Origin of the sequence: Pseudonocardia sp. MH-G8 (genome assembly GCF_002262885.1) — a bacterium.
In the GTDB taxonomy this organism is placed as follows: domain Bacteria; phylum Actinomycetota; class Actinomycetes; order Mycobacteriales; family Pseudonocardiaceae; genus Pseudonocardia.
Genome location: NZ_NKYF01000001.1, coordinates 1,178,128 through 1,196,354 on the forward strand (window position 1 = coordinate 1,178,128; position 18,227 = coordinate 1,196,354).

At 74.0% G+C, this 18,227-nt stretch carries 18 protein-coding genes and 2 tRNA genes; 8 read left to right on the forward strand and 12 right to left on the reverse strand.

The features are described 5' to 3' along the window. The first annotated feature begins 61 nt into the window (after window positions 1-61). The gene (locus CFP66_RS05590; protein WP_094921601.1) at window positions 62-1,597 is read left to right on the forward strand and encodes a dolichyl-phosphate-mannose--protein mannosyltransferase; all 1,536 of its coding nucleotides are present in this window, start codon (window positions 62-64) and stop codon (window positions 1,595-1,597) included. Between the two features lie 61 nt (window positions 1,598-1,658). Here CFP66_RS05590 and CFP66_RS05595 read toward each other — a convergent pair whose 3' ends face one another. From CFP66_RS05595 to CFP66_RS05620, 6 genes are all read right to left on the reverse strand, one after another. Beyond that, complete coding sequence (locus CFP66_RS05595; protein ID WP_094920822.1) at window positions 1,659-2,228, reverse strand: hypothetical protein; 570 nt, start codon at window positions 2,226-2,228, stop codon at window positions 1,659-1,661. A 919-nt stretch (window positions 2,229-3,147) separates the two neighbouring features. Beyond that, window positions 3,148-3,220, reverse strand: a tRNA-Ala gene (locus tag CFP66_RS05600). 42 nt (window positions 3,221-3,262) lie between these two features. Further along, entirely contained in the window at window positions 3,263-4,210 is a 948-nt protein-coding gene (locus CFP66_RS05605) for a hypothetical protein (protein WP_094920823.1), read from the reverse strand. A 178-nt stretch (window positions 4,211-4,388) separates the two neighbouring features. After that, entirely contained in the window at window positions 4,389-5,075 is a 687-nt protein-coding gene (locus CFP66_RS05610; protein ID WP_094920825.1) for a GNAT family N-acetyltransferase, read from the reverse strand. 7 nt (window positions 5,076-5,082) lie between these two features. After that, window positions 5,083-6,309 (reverse strand): gephyrin-like molybdotransferase Glp, encoded by a 1,227-nt coding sequence (gene glp, locus CFP66_RS05615; protein WP_094920826.1) that lies wholly within the window; start codon window positions 6,307-6,309, stop codon window positions 5,083-5,085. Window positions 6,310-6,316: 7 nt separating this feature from the next. Next, window positions 6,317-7,216: a UTP--glucose-1-phosphate uridylyltransferase gene (locus tag CFP66_RS05620; RefSeq protein WP_094920828.1), complete on the reverse strand. Its 900-nt coding sequence runs from the start codon at window positions 7,214-7,216 to the stop codon at window positions 6,317-6,319. A 39-nt stretch (window positions 7,217-7,255) separates the two neighbouring features. Between CFP66_RS05620 and CFP66_RS05625 the strand changes: the two genes are divergently transcribed. The 4 genes from CFP66_RS05625 (at window position 7,256) to mscL (ending at window position 9,429) form a co-directional block, all read left to right on the forward strand. Further along, window positions 7,256-7,858, forward strand: a complete 603-nt coding sequence (locus tag CFP66_RS05625; protein ID WP_094920829.1) for a 5-formyltetrahydrofolate cyclo-ligase — start codon at window positions 7,256-7,258, stop codon at window positions 7,856-7,858. 58 nt (window positions 7,859-7,916) lie between these two features. After that, entirely contained in the window at window positions 7,917-8,285 is a 369-nt protein-coding gene (locus CFP66_RS05630) for an FmdB family zinc ribbon protein (protein WP_094920831.1), read from the forward strand. Window positions 8,286-8,372: 87 nt separating this feature from the next. After that, on the forward strand, window positions 8,373-9,011 hold the full coding sequence (locus CFP66_RS05635; protein ID WP_233159157.1) for an SAF domain-containing protein: 639 nt from the start codon (window positions 8,373-8,375) through the stop codon (window positions 9,009-9,011). Between the two features lies 1 nt (window position 9,012). Then, a complete protein-coding gene (gene mscL / locus CFP66_RS05640) occupies window positions 9,013-9,429 on the forward strand; it encodes a large-conductance mechanosensitive channel protein MscL (protein ID WP_094920833.1) in 417 nt (138 codons plus the stop codon). Window positions 9,430-9,451: 22 nt separating this feature from the next. Here the strand turns inward: mscL and CFP66_RS48440 are convergent, their stop codons facing one another. Beyond that, entirely contained in the window at window positions 9,452-9,610 is a 159-nt protein-coding gene (locus tag CFP66_RS48440; RefSeq protein ID WP_198961242.1) for a hypothetical protein, read from the reverse strand. 33 nt (window positions 9,611-9,643) lie between these two features. On the opposite strand from CFP66_RS48440, the gene CFP66_RS05645 reads away from it, so the two are divergent. Next, complete coding sequence (locus CFP66_RS05645) at window positions 9,644-10,051, forward strand: hypothetical protein (protein ID WP_094920834.1); 408 nt, start codon at window positions 9,644-9,646, stop codon at window positions 10,049-10,051. A gap of 1,015 nt (window positions 10,052-11,066) precedes the next feature. Here CFP66_RS05645 and CFP66_RS05650 read toward each other — a convergent pair. From CFP66_RS05650 to CFP66_RS05665, 4 genes are all read right to left on the reverse strand, one after another. Continuing rightward, window positions 11,067-11,555 carry a molybdenum cofactor biosynthesis protein B gene (locus CFP66_RS05650; RefSeq protein ID WP_369804974.1) on the reverse strand — a complete coding sequence of 163 codons (489 nt, stop codon included), beginning with the start codon at window positions 11,553-11,555 and terminating at the stop codon, window positions 11,067-11,069. Window positions 11,556-11,805: 250 nt separating this feature from the next. Further along, window positions 11,806-13,395, reverse strand: a complete 1,590-nt coding sequence (locus CFP66_RS05655; protein WP_233159158.1) for a S1C family serine protease — start codon at window positions 13,393-13,395, stop codon at window positions 11,806-11,808. 88 nt (window positions 13,396-13,483) lie between these two features. After that, on the reverse strand, window positions 13,484-14,908 hold the full coding sequence (locus CFP66_RS05660; RefSeq protein WP_233159159.1) for a HAMP domain-containing sensor histidine kinase: 1,425 nt from the start codon (window positions 14,906-14,908) through the stop codon (window positions 13,484-13,486). Window positions 14,909-14,916: 8 nt separating this feature from the next. After that, on the reverse strand, window positions 14,917-15,615 hold the full coding sequence (locus tag CFP66_RS05665) for a response regulator transcription factor (RefSeq protein ID WP_094920837.1): 699 nt from the start codon (window positions 15,613-15,615) through the stop codon (window positions 14,917-14,919). A gap of 256 nt (window positions 15,616-15,871) precedes the next feature. On the opposite strand from CFP66_RS05665, the gene CFP66_RS05670 reads away from it, so the two are divergent. Next, the gene (locus tag CFP66_RS05670; protein ID WP_094920839.1) at window positions 15,872-17,005 is read left to right on the forward strand and encodes a hypothetical protein; all 1,134 of its coding nucleotides are present in this window, start codon (window positions 15,872-15,874) and stop codon (window positions 17,003-17,005) included. A 69-nt stretch (window positions 17,006-17,074) separates the two neighbouring features. On the opposite strand, the gene CFP66_RS05675 is transcribed toward CFP66_RS05670, so the two are convergent. Next, a complete protein-coding gene (locus tag CFP66_RS05675) occupies window positions 17,075-17,824 on the reverse strand; it encodes a Sir2 family NAD-dependent protein deacetylase (protein ID WP_158228033.1) in 750 nt (249 codons plus the stop codon). 156 nt (window positions 17,825-17,980) lie between these two features. On the opposite strand from CFP66_RS05675, the gene CFP66_RS05680 reads away from it, so the two are divergent. Further along, a tRNA-Arg gene (locus CFP66_RS05680) sits at window positions 17,981-18,053 on the forward strand. Window positions 18,054-18,227: the final 174 nt, after the last annotated feature.

Here is an 18,227-nt window from a genome sequence, read left to right on the forward strand (position 1 = left end):
GCCGCCCGGCCCGGCCACCCCGGCCGGCGGACAGGACCCCCGCGCGTCGGGCGTCCGGCCGATCGGAACCGTCCCGGTGCACGGCCCGCGTCCGCTCGATCCGACGGCCGTGCTCGGCCCGCCGCCGCCCACCGACCGGCTGCGCGGCTGGGTCGTCACGATCGTCCTCGCGCTCGTCGCGGCCGTGGTGCGCTTCTCGGGCCTGGGGAGCCCCACCGACGCGGGCACCCCGATCTTCGACGAGAAGCACTACGTTCCGCAGGCCTGGCAGATCCTGCGCAACGGCGGGGTGGAGGACAACCCGGGCTACGAGCTCGTGGTGCACCCGCCGCTGGGCAAGCAGCTGATCGCGCTGGGCGAGATGCTGTTCGGCTACGACGGCGTCGGCTGGCGGGCCGCCTCGGCGCTCGCGGGCGTGCTCACCGTGCTGCTGGTGGTGCGCGTCGCCCGCAGGCTCACGCGCTCCACCCTGCTCGGCGGGCTCGCCGGCGTCCTGCTGATCTGCGACGGGATGTCGCACGTGCAGTCCCGGATGGGGATGCTCGACGCCTTCTCCGCGTTCTTCGTGCTCGCCGCGTTCGCGGCCCTGCTCTGCGACCGCGACGACGTGCGTGCCCGGATGGCCCTCGTCGTCACCGAGGCCCGCGTCGACGACACCCCCTACGGGCCGCGGCTGGGGGTGCGCTGGTGGCGGCTGCTCGCCGGTGCGCTGCTGGGCTGGGGCTGCGCCGTCAAGTGGTCCGGGTCGTACTGGGTGGCGGCGTTCGCCCTGCTCGTCATGCTCTGGGACGTCACCGCCCGGAGGGCTGCGGGCGTGCGCAGGCCGTGGGTCGGCACGCTGCGCCGCGACCTCCCGCCCGCGCTGTGGGCGCTGGCCCTCGTGCCGGTGCTCGCCTACCTCTCGGCGTGGTGGGCCTGGTTCCGCAGCGAGACCGCCACCGACCGGTACGCGGTGGGGACCGAGATCGGCGAGGGCGGCCCCTGGTCCTGGATGCCCGACGCGCTGCGCTCGCTCTGGTACTACAGCGGCAAGGTGCTGGAGTTCCACAGCGGCCTGACCACCGAGTCCAGCGGGGTGCACCCGTGGGAGTCGAAGCCGTGGACGTGGCCGATGGGGCTGCGACCCATGCTCTACCACTACGCGTCGGGCGAGCAGGTCAGCGGCTGCGGCACCACCGACTGCGTGAGCGCCGTGATGCTGATCGGCACCCCCGCGCTGTGGTGGCCCGCGCTCGTGGTGCTCGCGTTCGCGCTGTGGCGCCTGGTCACGCGCTTCGACTGGCGCTACGGCGCGGTCCTGCTCGCCTACGGCGCCGGCATCCTGCCGTGGTTCGCCAACCTCGACCGGCAGATGTACTACTTCTACATGGCGCCGCTGGCGCCGTTCCTGGTGCTCGCCACCGTGCTGGTCATGGGCGAAATCCTCGGCCCGTCCGCGGCCGGGAGGGAGCGCCGCCAGACGGGGCTGCTGGTCGTCTGCCTCTGGGTGGGCGCGGTCGTGGCGAACTTCGTGTGGCTGTGGCCCATCCTGGTGGGCGCGCCGATCACGCCGGACATGTGGGACGCGCAGCTGTGGCTGCCCTCCTGGCGGGCGTGAACCCCCAGCCCCGCGAGTCGGGGTCTCGGCGCACGCGTGTCGCGCTCTCCGCAGCCGCGGTTCAGCAGCCGTCGGCGCGCAGCGGGCGGTGAACGGGGTCGACGTCGAGCGTGACGGCTTCGACCTCCGAGCGGTAGGCACAGCCGGCCCCGGTGCGCACCTCGACGGTGTCGGGATCGACGAACCGGATCTCCGCGGGCGCCGGAGCGGCCTCGACGCCCTGGTAGACCACGGTCTCCTGCTCGAAAGGCCCCCCGCCCGAGCGCAGGACCACCGCGTAGACGGGGGCGATCGCCTCGCGGGCGCCTTCGACGACCACGAGCCGCCTGCTGCCCTCGGCCACCTCCGACACCGTCCGGTTCTCGACGCTCACCCGGTCGGCAAGCACGACGATCCCCACCCATCCGAGCGCTGCGATGCCCCCGATGACCAGCACACACGCCCGCAGCAGCCCTCGGCGCGCGAGCACCGCGAACGTCGCGGTCAGCAGCAGCACGGCGAGCAGCACCAGCCCTGCGGTGAACCACCGGATGTTCCGCAGGTGGAAGGGATCGGCGACGGCCAGCACGGCCAGCCCACCGACCAGCACGGTGAGGGCGGCGAGGACGACGGCGTGACGCAGTCTCGGCACACGGGCATCCTGCCCCACCGGCGAACGGTGCAGCGCGGAGCGGAGCCGGCCGGCGACGTGACGTAACACCCGGAGCCGGCCGGACGAACTCCATCCCGGCCCCGCACTGCGGGGCCGGCGCCGATGACCTCGGCCGACGAAGGCCCGTTCCCATGCCCCGGGACGGGCCTTCGCCGTTCCCGCTCCCAGCGCGGCGACCCGCCGCGAACCTCAGCAGGTGGCGCCCAGGGGCCGCAGCGCCACAGCCCCGGGCCCCTCCGGCGGCGAGTTGGTGCCGGAACCGCGGCCGGCGGGAACGCCCGTGGCCGGCGACCGAAGAGCCATGATCACCGAACGGGCGCAGAACCGGCCACATATCGCCGCTTCTGCACCGGATCAGCGATCACCGCCTCCCTGCCGACCCATGATCACCAGATGGGTGCAGAAACGGCCATATATCGCCGCCACCGCTCCCATCCGGTGATCACGGCCGCAACTCGCCCCGGCCCAGAGGTGGGTCGGACGGGGCAAGCGCGCGGTCCGACAGTCGGGGAGGCCTCTCACCCCGGAGAAACCCACCACGACGGCTCGCCCAGAGGATCCCACGCACACGCGAGGCACCCGAGACAGACGGAACACATCCGACGCAGACGGAGACGGAGACGCCCGAGCAGACGGAACACATCCGACCGACGGGAGGCATCTGTCGCAGACAGAAGGCATCCGTCGCAGACAGAAGGCATCCGTCGCAGACAGAAGGCATCCGTCGCAGACAGAAGGCATCCGTCGCAGACGGGAGGCATCCAACGCAGAGGAACCACAGAGGATGGGGGTCCGGGGGCGAAGCCCTCCGGCCGGGGGTCTGGGGGCTTGGCCCCCAGAGAAAACGCGACACACGACAACGGCGAGCGCACTCCGCGAGCACACCTCACCAACCGGGTGGAGCTGAGGGGAATCGAACCCCTGACCTACTCGATGCGAACGAGTCGCGCTACCAACTGCGCCACAGCCCCGTGCCCGGCGTTCCCGCCGGACCTGACGACCTTATCAGCCGGTCACTCGCCCGCTGCACGGCGGTAGTCGGGACGGGCCGGGCCGTCGAGCTCGTACAGGTCGGGGTCGTCGTCGTCGGCCTCGACCAGGGCGGTTCCGGCGGGGAGCGCGGGTGGCGGGGCGGGGCGCAGCCGCGGCAGGGCGGGCTCGCCGTCGGTGGGGTCGTCCTCGGGCTCGGCGCGGCCCTTGGCGCGGCGCAGCGGCTCGCCGGTGCCGGGGATCCGTTCGGGCTCCTCGTCGAGGAGGTCCTCGTCGGCGTCCGCGTCGTCGTGCTCCAGGTCCTCCTCGTCGTACTCGTCGTCGAGCTCGTCGGCGTACTCGTCGTCCTCGAGGCGGGTGACGTCACGGCCGCGGCGGGCCCAGGTGTCGAGTTCCGGGTCGTCGGCGGCGGGGGTCCGGCGGGTGCCTGCCATGCGTGCGGCACGGCGTTCCCGGATCGACTCCTCCATGCGCACCTGGCGGCGCAGGTAGACGAGGTAGCCGACGAGGGCGAGGTCGACGGCGGCGTGGGGCCACCACATCCCGGGGAGCGCGATGGCGGCGATCACGCCGGTGATGACGGCGACGATCAGCATGGCGAGCACGACCCGCTGCCGGAAGGCGTAGCGGGCGCGGGCGGCGAGCGCCGCGGCCTCCGGATCGAAGCCGCCTCGGCCGGGGCGGTAGCGCGGCGTCGGTCGCTCCCAGCGCCGGTCGTCGCGCTCCTCCTCGGCCCGGTCGAGGTCGTCGTCGTGATCGCGGCTCGTGTCGCGCGTCACCTCGTCCATCCCGTGCACCTCCCGTTCACGGCCCGTGGCCGGGCGCCGGTGCTGCAGCGGTCGCTCCAGCACCCGCCCGGAAAGGGCGGCGACGCTCGGCCGGGCCACTTCCTGCCGACGCCGCGCGACCGCGGGGACGAGGATCAGCAGCCAGAGCACCACCAGGCTCGCGAAGATCATCGAGCTCGGCACGGCTGCCTCCTACCCCTCCCCCATGGGCGCAGTCCGGGAACGTCCCGGTTCCCCGGCCAAGATCGCTCCCGGCGTCCACGGTAGTCAGCGCCGGTGCATGAAACGGGCAGCGACGCGCCGACGCGATGAGGTTCACCCGCGTGCCGGGCGGCAGCGACACGATGCGCACGTCGAGGAGTCAGGTGCGCGGGCTCGGGTCACCCATCCGCTCCGCGCGCCCGGCTGCGACCAGGCGTGCCGTCAGGCCGCCCGGGCGCATCTCGTCGGCGGTGAGGGCGAAGCAGGCGTGGTCGCGCCAGGCCCCGTCGACGTCGAGGTAGCGGCGGAACAGTCCTTCCTCGCGGAACCCGAGCTTCTCCAGGACCCGCAGGCTCGCGGCGTTCTCCGGCCGCACCGTCGCTTCCAGGCGGTGCAGCCCGACACGCCCGAAGCAGTGGTCCACCACGAGCGCGACCGCCGCGGTGATCACACCGCTGCCGGAGACGCGGGAGTCGACCCAGTAGCCGACGTAGGCCGAGAGCAGTGGCTCGCGCACCACGTTGCCGACCATGACGTGGCCGACGAAGCGGCCGTCCAGGGTCACCGCGAACGGCAGCGCGGCGCCCCGGCGCGCCGCCGCCCGCAGCTGCACCCAGCGGGCGGGCCACTCGCCGCGCGAGTGGCGCTCGGCCCATCCGCCGGGCATCGTCGGCTCCCACGGCGCGAGGTGATGCTCGTCGCGGATGCGGATCGCCGACCACGCAGCGCCGTCGCGCAGCCACACCGGGCGCAGGGCCACCACGCCGCCGGGGACGCGCAGCGGCCCGAGCCTGGCCGGCCAGCCGGGATGGCGCGCCGGGGCCCGCCCGGGGTACGCGTGCGCCATTGGGCGCTCAGGCCGGGGCGGGCAGGAACGCGACGGTGACGATCTCGTCGACGGTGGCCTCTGTGAGGTCCTCGGGGAGCACGATCAGGCCGTTGGCCTCGCCGAGCGACGACAGCAGGTGCGTGCCCGACGTGCCGATCGGCTGCACGAGGTAGTCGCCGGTGGCCTGCTCGCGCAGCAGCCGGCCGCGCACGTAGCCGCGCCGGCCCGGCTGCGAGACGACGGGCGAGGTGAGGCGCGCCGAGAGCATCCGCCGGTGGGGGTCGGTGCGGCCGAGCGCGATCCGCAGCAGCGGGCGCACCAGCACCTCGAACAGCAGTAGCGCGGTGGCCGGGTAGGACGGGAACAGGAAGGTGGGCACGCCGTCGGGGCCCAGCCGCCCGAACGCCTGAGTGGAGCCCGGGTGCATGGCGACGCGCGTGGTGTCGAGCTCGCCGAGCCCGGCGAGCGCGGACTGCACCTCGGCGCCCGCCGCGCCGCCGACGGCCCCGCACACCACGATCACGTCGCTGAACGGGAGCCGGTCCTGCATCGCGGCGCTGACGTCGCGCGCGTCACCACGGACGAGCCCCGGACGCGTCGTCTCGGCCCCCGCCTCGCGCGCCGCGGCCGCGAGCGCGGGCGAGCAGACGTCGGGGATCTGACCGGCGCCCGGCGTGCGGGCGAGGTCGACGAGCTCGTCGCCGACCGAGATCACCGAGACCCGCGGCTTCGGGTGCACGAGGACCTTGTCCCGCCCGGTGGCGGCCAGCATCGCCACTTGGGGCGCGCCGATCACCGCATCGCGGCGCACCGCGACGTCGCCGGGCTGGACGTCCTCGCCGATCCGCCGGACGAACGCCGCGGACGGCACACCCTGGTGGACGCTCAGCCGGGCGGTGCCGGCATCGGTGTTCGCCATGGGCACGACGGCGTCGGCCAGCGTCGGCAGCGGCGCGCCCGCGTTGACGCGGACGGCCTGGCCGGGTTGCAGCCGCAGCGGCTGCCGCGATCCCGCCGGGATCTCCCCCACGACCGGGATGGACGCCGGTTCGTCGGGGCACGCCCCGGCCAGGTCGACGCTGCGCACGGCGTAGCCGTCGATCGCCGCCTGGTCGAATCCGGGCAGCGGGCGCGAGGAGACGACCTCCTCCGCGCACCGCAACCCGTGGGCGTCCGAGAGCGCCACCCGCACCGGTGCGGGGCGCACCGCGGTGGCGAGGACCCGCTCGAGCTGCTCGTCGACCGTCCGCACGTCGGTGTCAACCCTTCAGGCGGGCGGCCAGCCAGGCACGCAGGTCGGGACCGAGGTCGGGGTCGTCGAGGGCGAAGTCGACGAAAGCGCGCACGTACCCGGCGGGGTTGCCGAGGTCGTGGCGGATGCCCCGGTGCACGACCACGTGCACCGGATGCCCTTCCTCGATCATCAGGGCGACGGCGTCGGTGAGCTGCAACTCACCACCCGCTCCCGGGGTGATCCGGTCGAGCGCGTCGAAGACGGCCCGGTCGAGCAGGTAGCGGCCGGCTGCCGCGAGCGTGGACGGCGCCTGGGCGGGCTCGGGTTTCTCGACCATCCCGTGGACGCGCTTCACGTCCTCGTCGTCGGTGTCGGTGATCTCGAAGACGCCGTAGGCCGCGATCTCCTCCCGCGGCACGTCGAACGCGCACAGCACGCTGCCCCCGTGCCGTTTCCGGACCTCGGCCATCGTGGAGAGCACACCGCTGGGCAGCACGAGGTCGTCGGGCAGCAGCACGGCGAAGGCCTGCTCGTCGGGCCCCAGGGCCCCGCGCGCGCAGCCGACGGCGTGGCCCAGGCCCTTAGCCTCGTCCTGGATGACCGTCTGCACGGCGATCAGCTCGTGCGCCCGCCGCACCTTCGCGACCAGCGCGTCCTTGCCCCGGGCCGCGAGCTCCTTCTCCAGCTCGGCCGAGTCGGCGAAGTGCTCCGCCACCGCGTCCTTGCCCGGAGAGCTGACGATCAACAGCCGCTCGGCACCGGCCTCGGCGGCCTCCGCGGCAACGAGCTCGATGCCCGGCGTGTCGAGGACCGGCAGGAGCTCCTTGGGCACGGTCTTGGTGGTGGGCAGGAACCGAGTGCCCAGGCCGGCGGCCGGGACCACCGCGGAGCGGAACGGCAGCTCCCGGTACGCAGGCTCGTTCATGGTCGGCGAGCCTAATGGCGCCGGTAGGTTTATTGCGTGATGGGACGCGCCGTTCTCACCGAGAAGAACCGTTGGCGCACCGCTCTCATCGCGGCGCGCGAGGCCCTGCCGCCGCCGGTGCGGGCGGCGCGGGCCGTGGCGCTGGCCGGGGCGGCCGTGCGGCTGGCCGGCCGGACGGGCGGTCCGGTGTGCGCCTATCTGCCGGTCGGCCTCGAGCCCGGATCCCCCGAACTGGTGGACGCCCTGCTCGCCGCGGGCCACCGCGTGCTGCTGCCGGTGGTGCCGTCGACTCCCGGCCCCTTGGACTGGGCCGCGTACACCGGCCCGGCATCCCTGCACGCAGGGCCGCTCGGGTTGCGGGAACCCACCGGGACCCGGCTGGGGCCGGCAGCGGTGGCGGACGCACGGTTGGTGCTGGTGCCCGCGCTGGCCGCCGACCGCACGGGAGCCCGGCTCGGCCGCGGGGGCGGCTACTACGACCGGACGCTGCCGCTGGCGGCGCCGGGCGTCCCGCTCGTCGTCGTGCTGAACGACGAGGAGCTGGTGGAGCGGCTGCCCGCCGAGCCGCACGACCGGCGGGTGACGGCCGCGCTGCTCGCCGACGCCGGTCACACCCCGCTGGGGAACAACCGCTTCCCCTGACGGGTTATGCTGGCACTCGACTCGATCGAGTGCCAGCTCGTTCGCCCCGGAGGGACTCGTGCCGACCTACCAGTACGCCTGCAAGGCCTGTGACCACCGGTTCGAGGCAGTGCAGTCATTCACCGACTCCGCGCTGACGGACTGCCCGGCCTGCTCAGGCCCCCTGCGCAAGGTCTTCAACTCGGTCGGCATCGTGTTCAAGGGCAGCGGTTTCTACCGCACCGACAGCCGCGCGAGCGGTGGCGGCGTGGCGAGCGAGTCGGCCAAGAGCGACTCCGGCAAGAGCGATTCGGGCAAGAGCGAGCCGGCCACGAGCGGGTCGAGCACGAGCGAGTCGTCGAGCAGCAGCAGCAGTACGTCGCAGAGCTCATCGAGCTCGTCGAACGGCTCCTCCTCGTCGAGCACGCCGGCAGCCGCAGCGTCCTGACCGGTAGTTGTCCACATGACGACTGAGTTGTCCACAGGTCAGCTCGCCCCGGCCCGCTGAGGGTGTTGCCGCTCTAGCGTCTGCCGCATGTCCGATGCCCGGCTCGCACCCCGGCCGCTCGCCCGCCTCGCGGCGGTGGTGACCGGCCCCGGATGGCGCAGGCTCGCGCTGCTACGCCGCGTCGCCGCCGGGCTGCTGGCATCGCTCGCCCTGGTCCTCGCGCTCGCGCCGAGTGGCGTCGACGGTGTCCCCGTGTTGGTGGCGGCGGTCGATGTCCCGGCCGGGTCCACGCTGCACGCGCCCGACCTCGCCGTCCGGCAATGGCCTCCCGACCTCGTGCCGGCCGGTGTGCTGCGCGAGCCCGCCGCGGCCGACGGCCGCGTCCTCGTCGGGGCCGCACGAGCGGGCGAGCCCCTCACCGACACCCGCCTCGCCGGTGCCGCCGCGGTGTTCGGAGCGCCCGCCGGCGCCGCTGCCGTACCGGTACGCCTCGCCGACGAGGGCGTGGGCGCCCTGCTCGTCCCGGGCAGCAATGTGGACGTCGTCACGGTCGGTGCGAGCGCCGGCGAACCGGTGATACTGGCCACCGCAGCGGCCGTGCTCGCGGTGCTCCCGCCGGAATCCCCGTCGTCAGGGCGGTTGGTCCTCGTCGCGATGCCCGCGGAGATCGCCGCCCGGGTCGCCGCCGCGTCGCTCACCGAGCAGGTCGCCATTACGCTGCGCTGACGTGATCAAAGGTTTCAAGGACTTCATCCTGCGCGGGAACGTCGTCGACCTCGCGGTCGCGGTGGTCATCGGCGCTGCGTTCAGCAGCATCGTCACCTCCGTCACCCAGCGCATCCTGCAACCGCTCATCAACGCGATCCCCACGCCGAGCGACACCGGACTCGGGATCCAGATCGTGGGTGACAAGGAGAGCACCTACCTCGACATCGCCGCGGTGATCAGCGCGGCGGTCAACTTCCTCATCGTCGCCGCGGTCGTCTACTTCCTCGTGGTGCTCCCGCTCAACACGCTCAAGCAGCGGCGCAAGCGTGGTGAGGAGGCAGGCCCTGCCGAGGCCACCGACGTGGAGCTGCTCACCGAGATCCGCGACCTGCTGAAGGCCCAGGCCCACAGCACGGGTGGGCGGCACGAGACCTGATCCCCGGGGTCGTCGGTCCTGGTCAGTCCTGGTCGTGGTGCGGCGGCCGGTTCGCCAGCAGCTCCGCGTCGCCGTCCCCGGAGTCGGGACGGTCCTCACGCTCGTCCGAGGTGGTGGCGGGGAGCACGTCCCCGAAGACCTCGTCGAGCCTGCGACGCACCGGATCGGGCAATTCGTCCACCTGTCCATCCTGCACCGGTGCGACGATGGGCGCATGGGATTCATGGACAGAGCCAAGGAGCTCGCCGACACAGCGCTGCTGAAGGCGGGCGAGGTGTCGGAGCGGGCGGCCGAGCTGTCGGGCACCGCCCGGGAGAAGGCACCCGGCTATCTCGACCGGGCGGCGGACCTCGCGGTGAAGGCCACCGACGTCACGACCGGCGGGCTGGACCGGGCCACCGGCGGGCGCTTCCACGACAAGCTGGAGGGCGCCAGCACGCGGGTGGGCGAGACGCTCGACCGGCCTCGTGCCGCGCAGCAGCCCACCACCGTGGACGCCGACCCGGAGCCGACACCGCCGCCCGGGCCCGCGGGCATGGCGGGCCCGGCGGGAGAACGGATCACCCCCGCCGCGACGAACCCCGAGGCCACCGACCCGGACGGCCCGCCGCGCACCCCCTGAACGGACCCGCGGCCCCGCCCGACAGCCGTGGTGCGGTCGCCACGGACGTTCACCGGGTCACGCAGCGCCCCCCTCTCCGCCGACGCAAGCCGTCGACGGGGTGCGCGGCGCCAGTTCGAAGGCGTGGCGGGGTACGTGCGCGCCTCGGCTCGGTGTCGCGAGGCGTTGCCACTGCTCCTCCCGGTGGTCATGCCCCGCCACCGCCCGGGGTCTCACACGCAATCGGTCCGGCGCCGAGGTCGTCCTCCGCGCCGGGGTGGCTGGATGGGGTACAAGCAACGAATATGCGTGGTCGACCGGGCGGCCGTTCCCGACCTGGCCCAGGCCTGTTCCGGACGAGTCCGCGGCGGCCGGGTCCGTGCCCACCTGGCTGTGGTGCCGTTCTCGAACCCACTTCAAAACGGCCTTGACCAGTGGGACAGGGACCTGAGCCGCGCCACTTCGTCGCAGCTCCTGATCCCGCCGATCACGGGAAGTGGGCACGCCGCAGACGTGACCGCTGATCGTCGATAAGAGGTGTGGAACGGGACCACCGCAAGGTGAGCACCCGTCCCGAACGGGCCTGGGCCCGCGCCGGGGACGGCTGTCCATCCAGCCCGGATATTCGGTAGTTCCGCCAACCCGGCCACCCCGCCGACGAGCGGCAGCAGCGGAACCGGCCGACTGCGCCGAAGACCAGGACAGGGGTGAGGAGCAGTGGATGCGAGCCGGGGACGACGCGCCCACAGATGTTTTCATGACCAGATAGACGTGAGGGTTTTTGGATCTTCCCCGAATCCCTCTCAGGTCTATCTGATCATGGAAAGTGCGTTCCGCGGAACGTGAGGGGCGGACTTGACCAGCGAAAGTAGTTCCGGAGCGGCAGATCTGCGGCCTGGAACCACTCCTGGCGATCATGGCGGCGAGTCGAGGCCTGAGAAGCACGTGAGCGCGGTCGTGAGCGCCCTGACGTGCGGCTCGCACCGCGCGCCGCCGCATGATCGAAGCCGGCGGGCGCGGGTGGGTGGGTGACGTGCTAGTCCAGGCCGGACAGCTCCTGGACCACGTGGGCGACGAGCGGGGTGAGGGTTGCCATCCCGTCGCGCACCGCGGCCCGGGACGGGGCGAGGTTCACCACCAACGTGCTGCCCGAGACCCCGACGAGGCCACGGGACAGGCCCGCGTCCATCGCCCCGGCGGCGAGGCCGGAGGCGCGGATGGCCTCGGCGATGCCGGGGATCGGGCGGTCGAGCACGCCCGCCGTGGCATCGGCGGTGACGTCGCGCGGCGACACGCCGGTGCCGCCGACCGTGACGACGAGGTCGACGCCGCCGATCACTGCGGTGTTGAGCGCGTTGCGGATCGCGACCGGGTCACCCGGCACCACGACGACCGCGTCGACGACGAGGCGCGCCTCCTCGAGCAGCTCGGTGACCAGCGGCCCGATGCCGTCTTCACGTTCACCGTGGCTCACCCGGTCGTCCACGACCACCACGAGGGCTCGACCGATCTGAGGCGGCGCCATCTCCATGTGCTCACCGTAGTGGTGTGGCCCTCGGGGGCCTGGCACCGGTCGGACGCCGGGTGGGGCGGGGTCGCGCCGGCGCTGGGAGGGGGTACCGGCGCCGACGCGACCGACGCCCGGCGTGGGGCACCACGACCGGGACCAGTGAACGACACCAGACGGTCACGGCGACGTCAACCGCTGAGCTGGGACACCCCCCGTGAGTGGATACGAGTGCCCCGGCACCCGTATCCACTCACGGCTGGGGCTGCTAGTTCGGGGCCGCGATGAGGGTGACCTGAACCGTCCGGTCGCCCAACTGCACGTCGACGACCTCGCCGGGCGCGCGGGAACCGACGGCAGCCTGCAGGTCGGTGCCGGTGCTGATCCGCTGGTCGCCGAAGCGGAGCACGACGTCGTCCGGACGGATCCCGGCCTGCTCGGCCGCGCCACCGGGCACGACCTCGCGGATGATCGCCCCCGCCTGCTGCGGGTTGTCCTCCACGGTGACGCCGAGGACGGCGCGCGAGGCGCGTCCGGTGCGCTCGAGCTCCTCGGCGACGCGGCGGGCCTGGTTCACCGGGATGGAGAAGCCCACGCCGATCGAGCCGCCCTGGGCGCCCGTGGTGGCGATCGCGGAGTTGATGCCCACGACCCGGCCCTGCATGTCGACCAGCGGGCCGCCGGAGTTGCCGGGGTTGATCGCGGCGTCGGTCTGCAGGGCGTTGAGCACGGTGGGGGTGTTGGCGCCGGTCTCCGGGCCGACGTTCACGGCCCGGTCGACGGCGCTGATGATGCCGGTGGTGACGGTGCCGCCGAGCCCGAGCGGTGCCCCGAACGCCACGACCTGCTGGCCGACCCGCACCGAGTCGGAGTTGCCCAGCTCGACCGGAACCAGCCCGGTGACGTTCTGCGCGCGGATCACCGCGACGTCGGAGCTGGGGTCACGCCCGACGATCAGGGCGGCGGCGGTGCGGCCGTCGTCGAACACCGCGGTGACGGTGCCCGACTGGGCGGCCGCCTCCACCACGTGGTTGTTGGTGAGCAGGAGCCCGTCGGCGCTCAGCACCATCGCCGAGCCCTCCCCCGTTGCTCCCGGGGTGTCCACGCGCAGTTGCACCACGCTGGGCAGTACGCGTGCGGCGACGGCCTCCACCGGGGTGGTGGGGGCCGCCCCCTCCTCGACCCCGGGCAGCGGCTGGCCGAGCACGCCCACCGAGCCGTTGCGCCCGTTCTGCGCCAGCATGGTGCCGACGACTCCGCCGATGAGTCCCGCGATCAGCATCCCGACCAGCCCGAGCGCGAGCAGCCCTCGCCGCGACCCGCGCGCGTTGCCGGCAGGCGCGTCCGGATACCGGACGGCCGGCAGCAGGTGGGCCCCGGGGCCGGGCCACCGGGGGTCACCGCCGAGCTGGCCCGGCACCCCCGACGGGAATCCGGACGGCGGAGGGCCGGGGGGCGGGTACCACCCGGCAGCGCCGTGCCGGCCCGCTCCCAGGTACATCGTCCGGCCGTCGTGCTGCGGGATCTCCGGCTGCGGACCGGGCGCCGGCCATCCAGGGGGCGCAGGGCGACCGGCGGGTGCCCACGCGCCCGGGGCCGCGGGCCACCCGGCGTGGCCCGCGGGTTGGTGGGCCCCGCCCGGCGGAACCGCTGGACGGGGCGCGGTCTGCTCCCCGTCGGTCATCTCGGTGCGGTGCTGGCCACCCGGCGTTCCGGCGGCCTCCGCGGCCGCGGGAGCGGCGTGCTCGTCGCTGCGGGGCGGCGACTCGGGCTCCGGCGGGGCCTGCGCAGTCGGTTGCGGTTCCCCCTCGGGCGGCCTGCCTGCGGACGCATCGGGTTCAGAGGGGTGGTTCACCATGCCATCACCGCGTTCGCGTCCGGGAGCCTGCCGACTCAGCCTAGCCGCGCCGCGCGGCCGTCGCCGATCTTCGGGGTCGGGGTTGCGGTCAGGGGAAGAGCCTGCGGCCCGGCAGCCGAATCGCGAGCAGCGCGCCGCCCTCGGGCGCCCGCCCCGCCCACACGGCGCCTCCGTGGCGCACGGCGACCTGCCGGACGATGGCCAGCCCGAGCCCGGATCCGGGCATGGTGCGGGAGGTGGCCGCGCGGTAGAAGCGGTCGAACACCCGCGGCAGGTCCTCCTCGGCGATGCCGGGACCCGCATCGGCCACCTCGAGCACGACCGACCACTCGTCGAGCGGGCGCATCTGCACCCGCACCCGACCGTCGGGCGGGCTCCACTTCGCCCCGTTGTCGAGCAGGTTGAGCACAGCGCGTTCCAGGGCCGTGGCGTCGCCGGCGAGGGTCCACGGCACGAGGTACGGGACGAACTCGACGTCGCCCGAGCGGCGGCGGGCCCGTTCCAGCGCCCGCTGCACGACCTCGGTGAGCTCGAGGGGCTCGTGCACGACCATCGGTGCGTCGTCGCGGGCCAGCTCGACCAGGTCGCCGACGAGCGTGGACAGCTCGGCAACCTGCGCCTGCACGTCGTCCAGGATCTCGGCGCGATCGGACTCGGGCAGCACCGGTGCGCCCGGCTTGCTGGCGGCGGCCAGCAGCTCGAGGTTCGTGCGCATGGAGGTCAGCGGGGTCCGCAGCTCGTGCCCGGCGTCGGCGACGAGGCGCCGCTGCTGCTCCTGCGACGCCGCGACCGCGCCGAGCATCTCGTTGAAGCTGGCCGTCAGGCGGGCGAGCTCGTCGGACCCCTCGACGGGGATCGGGCGCAGGTCACCGGTGGCCGCGACGCGCTCCGTGGCCGCGGTGAGCCGGTCGACCGGCCGCAGCCCGGCACGCGCGATCGCCACGCCGGCGAACGCCGCGACCACCACCCCGATCCCCCCGACGATCGGCAGCGCGACCCCGAGTTTGGTCATCACCTGCTGTGTGGAACCGAGCTGCTGGGCGATCACCAACGCCTGCCCGCGACCGGCCTGCACGGCGACCACGCGGTAGGGCACGCCGTCCTCGACCGCGGTGCGCGTGGAGGAGGATTCCACGCCCTGGGCCACGGCGAGCTCGTCACGTCCCAGGGGCGGGGCGGAGGCAGCGCCCTCCGCGGAGATGGCCGGCCCGGCGGCGAGGAGCAGCGCGAGCCGGATGTCCCCCGCCCCCAGCACCTCGGTGGGGATCGTGGCCAGCTGCTGGGGATCGGCGAGCTCGCTCTGCGCCGCCGCGGACGCGCGCTGCAACAGGTTGGCGTCGAGCGTCTGCAGGATGTTCACGCGCACCGTGACGAACGCGGCGGCCGACACCAGCACCACGGCGAGCGCCGCCACCAGCGCGGCGAGCATCCCGATGCGGCTGCGCAACGAGAGCTGCTCGAGGGCGTCGATCCGGGGCGTCGAGCCGTCCAGCCGGACGTGGCGCTGCGACACGGAACGGCTCACGGTGGGGTGTCGCGCAGGACGTACCCGACGCCGCGCACCGTGTGGATCAACCGGTGCTCGCCGTCGGCCTCGGTCTTGCGCCGCAGGTAGCCGATGTAGACCTCCAGCGCGTTACCGGTGGTCGGGAAGTCGTAGCCCCAGACCTGCTCCAGGATCTGGGAGCGCGAGAGCACCCGCCGCGGGTTCGTGAGCAGCAGCTCCAGCAGCGAGAACTCGGTGCGCGTGAGGCTGATCGTGCGCTCACCGCGGCGCACGTCGCGCGTATCCGGATCCAGCGACAGGTCGGCGAACTCCAGCGGCTTGCTCTGCCCGGCGGCGGCCGCGATGTCCTCGGGGCTGCGCCGGCGCAGCAGCGCGCGCAGCCGGGCGAGCAGCTCCTCGAGGGCGAACGGCTTGGGCAGGTAGTCGTCGGCGCCCGCGTCGAGCCCGGCCACCCGGTCGGAGACCGCGTCACGGGCGGTGAGCACCAGGATCGGCAGCGCGTCGCCCGCGGCCCGCATGCGCCGGCACACCTCGAGGCCGTCCAGGCGGGGCATCATCACGTCGAGCACCATCGCGTCGGGCCGCTGCGCGAGCACCGCGTCGAGCGCCGCCTGCCCGTCGTTGGCGAGCTCGACCTGGTAGCCGTTGAACGCCAACGACCGGCGCAACGACTCCCGGACCGACCGGTCGTCGTCGACGACGAGGATGCGCATGAGGCCAGTCTGACCCGGCGATCTGAGACGCGCCTGAGAGCTGCCTGTGGTACGCGCAACGCTGCCCAGCCGGGTGAGCAGCGGTTTTCCCGTTGCCGGCACGCCTATTCTGGGTGCCATGGCGCTCACGCGGCGATTTCCCCGCCCCCGGCCGCAGCGCGGCCGCGAGGGCACCGCCACGCCTGCCTGAGCGTCCTCGCGCCGCAGCGACCGGGGGTGTGCCGCCCGCATCCGCCGCACCCGTGAGGACCTCGCCATGACCGCAACTCTCGAACCCGACGCCGTCGCTGCCGCTCTCGCCCTGCGCGACCTGACCGACCCCGCCCACGGCCCGCACGCACTGCAACTGCTGCTCGACGCCGCCGTGGCCGCCCTCGGGCGGCACCGCGCCGTGTCCGTCCAGCGCCAGGGGGCCGCCGTCGCCGTCGAGGACAACTACGACCGGCTCGGTTACGCGCCGTCCGCCGTCACGCGGGAGAGCCGCTACTCCCGCTACCTGAGCGAGACCGTGATGCTGCGCAGCCACACATCTGCCGCGGTGCCGCCCGCGCTGCGCGCCCTCGCCGGCCGTCCCGACGCGCCCGACGACCTGCTGCTCGTGCTGCCGGGCCTGGTCCACCGCCGCGACGCCATCGACCGCCTGCACGTCGGCGAGCCGCACCAGGTGGACCTGTGGCGGATCGTGCGCGGCCGCCGCATGACCCCCGCGGACCTGCAGGAGATGCTGGCCGCACTCGTCCCGGCGATCCTGCCGGGCGCCCGCTGGCGCACGGTGGCCGCAGACCACCCGTACACCGCGGCGGGACGGCAGCTCGACGTCGACACCGGCGACGGCTGGGTCGAGCTCGCCGAGTGCGGGCTGGCGGCCCCGGGGGTGCTGCGCCGCGCCGGGCTCGACCCGGACCGGTGGAGCGGCCTCGCGCTCGGCATGGGTCTGGACCGCGCGCTCATGCTCCGCAAGGGCCTCCCCGACATCCGGCTGCTGCGGGCGGCCGACCCGCGGATCGCCGGGCAGATGCAGGACCTCGAGCCGTGGCGGCCGGTCTCGATGCTGCCGCCCACGGGACGGGACCTGTCGATCGTGGTCGCCGCCGGCACCGACACCGATCTGCTCGGTGACCGCGCCCGCCGCGCGCTGGGCGCCGACGCCCAGGTGCTGGAGAGCCTGTCGGTGCGCACGGCCACGCCGCACGAGCGCCTGCCGCAGCACGTCCGGGCCCGCCTCGGTTCCCGCCCGGGTCAGGAGAACCTGCTGGTCCGCCTGGTCCTGCGCCCCCTGGACCGCACGCTCACCGACCACGAGGCCAACGACGTCCGCGACCGCGTCTACGCCGCCCTGCACGAGGGCCCGCACCACGAGTGGACGCTGCCGCCCCGAGTTACGCCCTGAGCGGGCCGGCGCGCCCGTCACACCCCGACTTCGGCCCTCAGGAATCGGTGTGTGAGCTCCCGGCCGGCGTCACGGTGACGGCAGGCTCGCCCATTCGGTGAGGACGTCCTGCGCGTCGCCGACCACCCGGGCGTGGAACGCGGGGTCGGCCGGGCCGTCGGGATGCAGGTCGATGTTGACGCAGTACGCCCCCGCCGCCCGTGCGGTGGGCGCGAGCCAGGACGCCGGTGCCACCCGCCCGGACGTGCCCACGGCGAGGAACAGGTCGCAGGACGAGACCAGCCGCCGCGCTTCGCCGAGCGCCTCCGGGTCGAGCATCTCCCCGAACAGGACCACGGCCGGTCGGGCCGGCTCCGTGCAGCGCGCGCACCCCGGCAGGTCGCCCTGGCGCACCTCGTGCGCCTGCCCGGTCCAGCCGCAGAAATCGTCGTCGAGGCAGCGGGCGCGGCCCGCGGAGCCGTGCAACTCGACCACGTCGGCCGACCCGGCAGCCTGGTGCAGGCCGTCGATGTTCTGGGTGATCACCGACGCCCCGGTGGCGGCGAGCGCGCGGTGCGCGGGGGTGGGACCCGCCCCCGCCGCGATCTCCCACATCCCACCCCAGACGCTCCACAGCGCGTCGACGTTGGCGGGCAGCAGGTGGGCGTGCATGGCGCGCTCCACCTCGGGCGCGATCGTCCACAGACCGTCCGGCCCGCGGAACGTGCCGAGCCCGGCGGCCACGCTGATCCCGGCGCCGGTCAGCGCGCAGACCCGCGCGAACCGCTCCCGCGGGGCGACATCGACGAGGCTGGACACATCTTTCACGGCGTCGACCACATCACGATCCTCACATCCGGCGGGCCGGTCCGGCACCCCGCACACCAGCGTGCACCGTTGCTCGGCCCGCTCGCGGCGCCCTCACCTCGCGCCCCCTCGCCGACGACGCGACGGCGACGGCGGGGCGCCCGCGGCTCCCGGGTAACCTGCACGCAGGCCCTCGTAGCTCAGGGGATAGAGCACCGCTCTCCTAAAGCGGGTGTCGCAGGTTCGAATCCTGCCGGGGGCACGTACAGCATCTGCACAAGAACGGGTGTCGTTCGTGGGGAGCCCGCCGGCGTCGTCGGCGATCCCGTCGTCGAACGCGAGCACGGTGGGCTCCTCGACGCGCCGGTACACCGCGACGCACTGCACGCGCGCCCGCCGCCGGCGTCCGGCGCGATGCTGTAGCGTCGGCGCCTGA

Excerpts from the sequence above, each read along its gene's own strand:
- CFP66_RS05610 (WP_094920825.1), bottom strand. The coding sequence starts at position 5,075 with ATGGCGCACGCGTACCCCGGGCGGGCCCCGGCGCGCCATCCCGGCTGG.
- CFP66_RS05625 (WP_094920829.1), top strand. The coding sequence starts at position 7,256 with ATGGGACGCGCCGTTCTCACCGAGAAGAACCGTTGGCGCACCGCTCTC.
- CFP66_RS05620 (WP_094920828.1), bottom strand. The coding sequence starts at position 7,216 with ATGAACGAGCCTGCGTACCGGGAGCTGCCGTTCCGCTCCGCGGTGGTC.
- CFP66_RS05670 (WP_094920839.1), top strand. The coding sequence starts at position 15,872 with ATGACCGCAACTCTCGAACCCGACGCCGTCGCTGCCGCTCTCGCCCTG.
- CFP66_RS05665 (WP_094920837.1), bottom strand. The coding sequence starts at position 15,615 with ATGCGCATCCTCGTCGTCGACGACGACCGGTCGGTCCGGGAGTCGTTG.
- CFP66_RS05635 (WP_233159157.1), top strand. The coding sequence starts at position 8,373 with ATGTCCGATGCCCGGCTCGCACCCCGGCCGCTCGCCCGCCTCGCGGCG.
- CFP66_RS05645 (WP_094920834.1), top strand. The coding sequence starts at position 9,644 with ATGGGATTCATGGACAGAGCCAAGGAGCTCGCCGACACAGCGCTGCTG.
- CFP66_RS05650 (WP_369804974.1), bottom strand. The coding sequence starts at position 11,555 with ATGGCGCCGCCTCAGATCGGTCGAGCCCTCGTGGTGGTCGTGGACGAC.
- CFP66_RS05655 (WP_233159158.1), bottom strand. The coding sequence starts at position 13,395 with ATGGTGAACCACCCCTCTGAACCCGATGCGTCCGCAGGCAGGCCGCCC.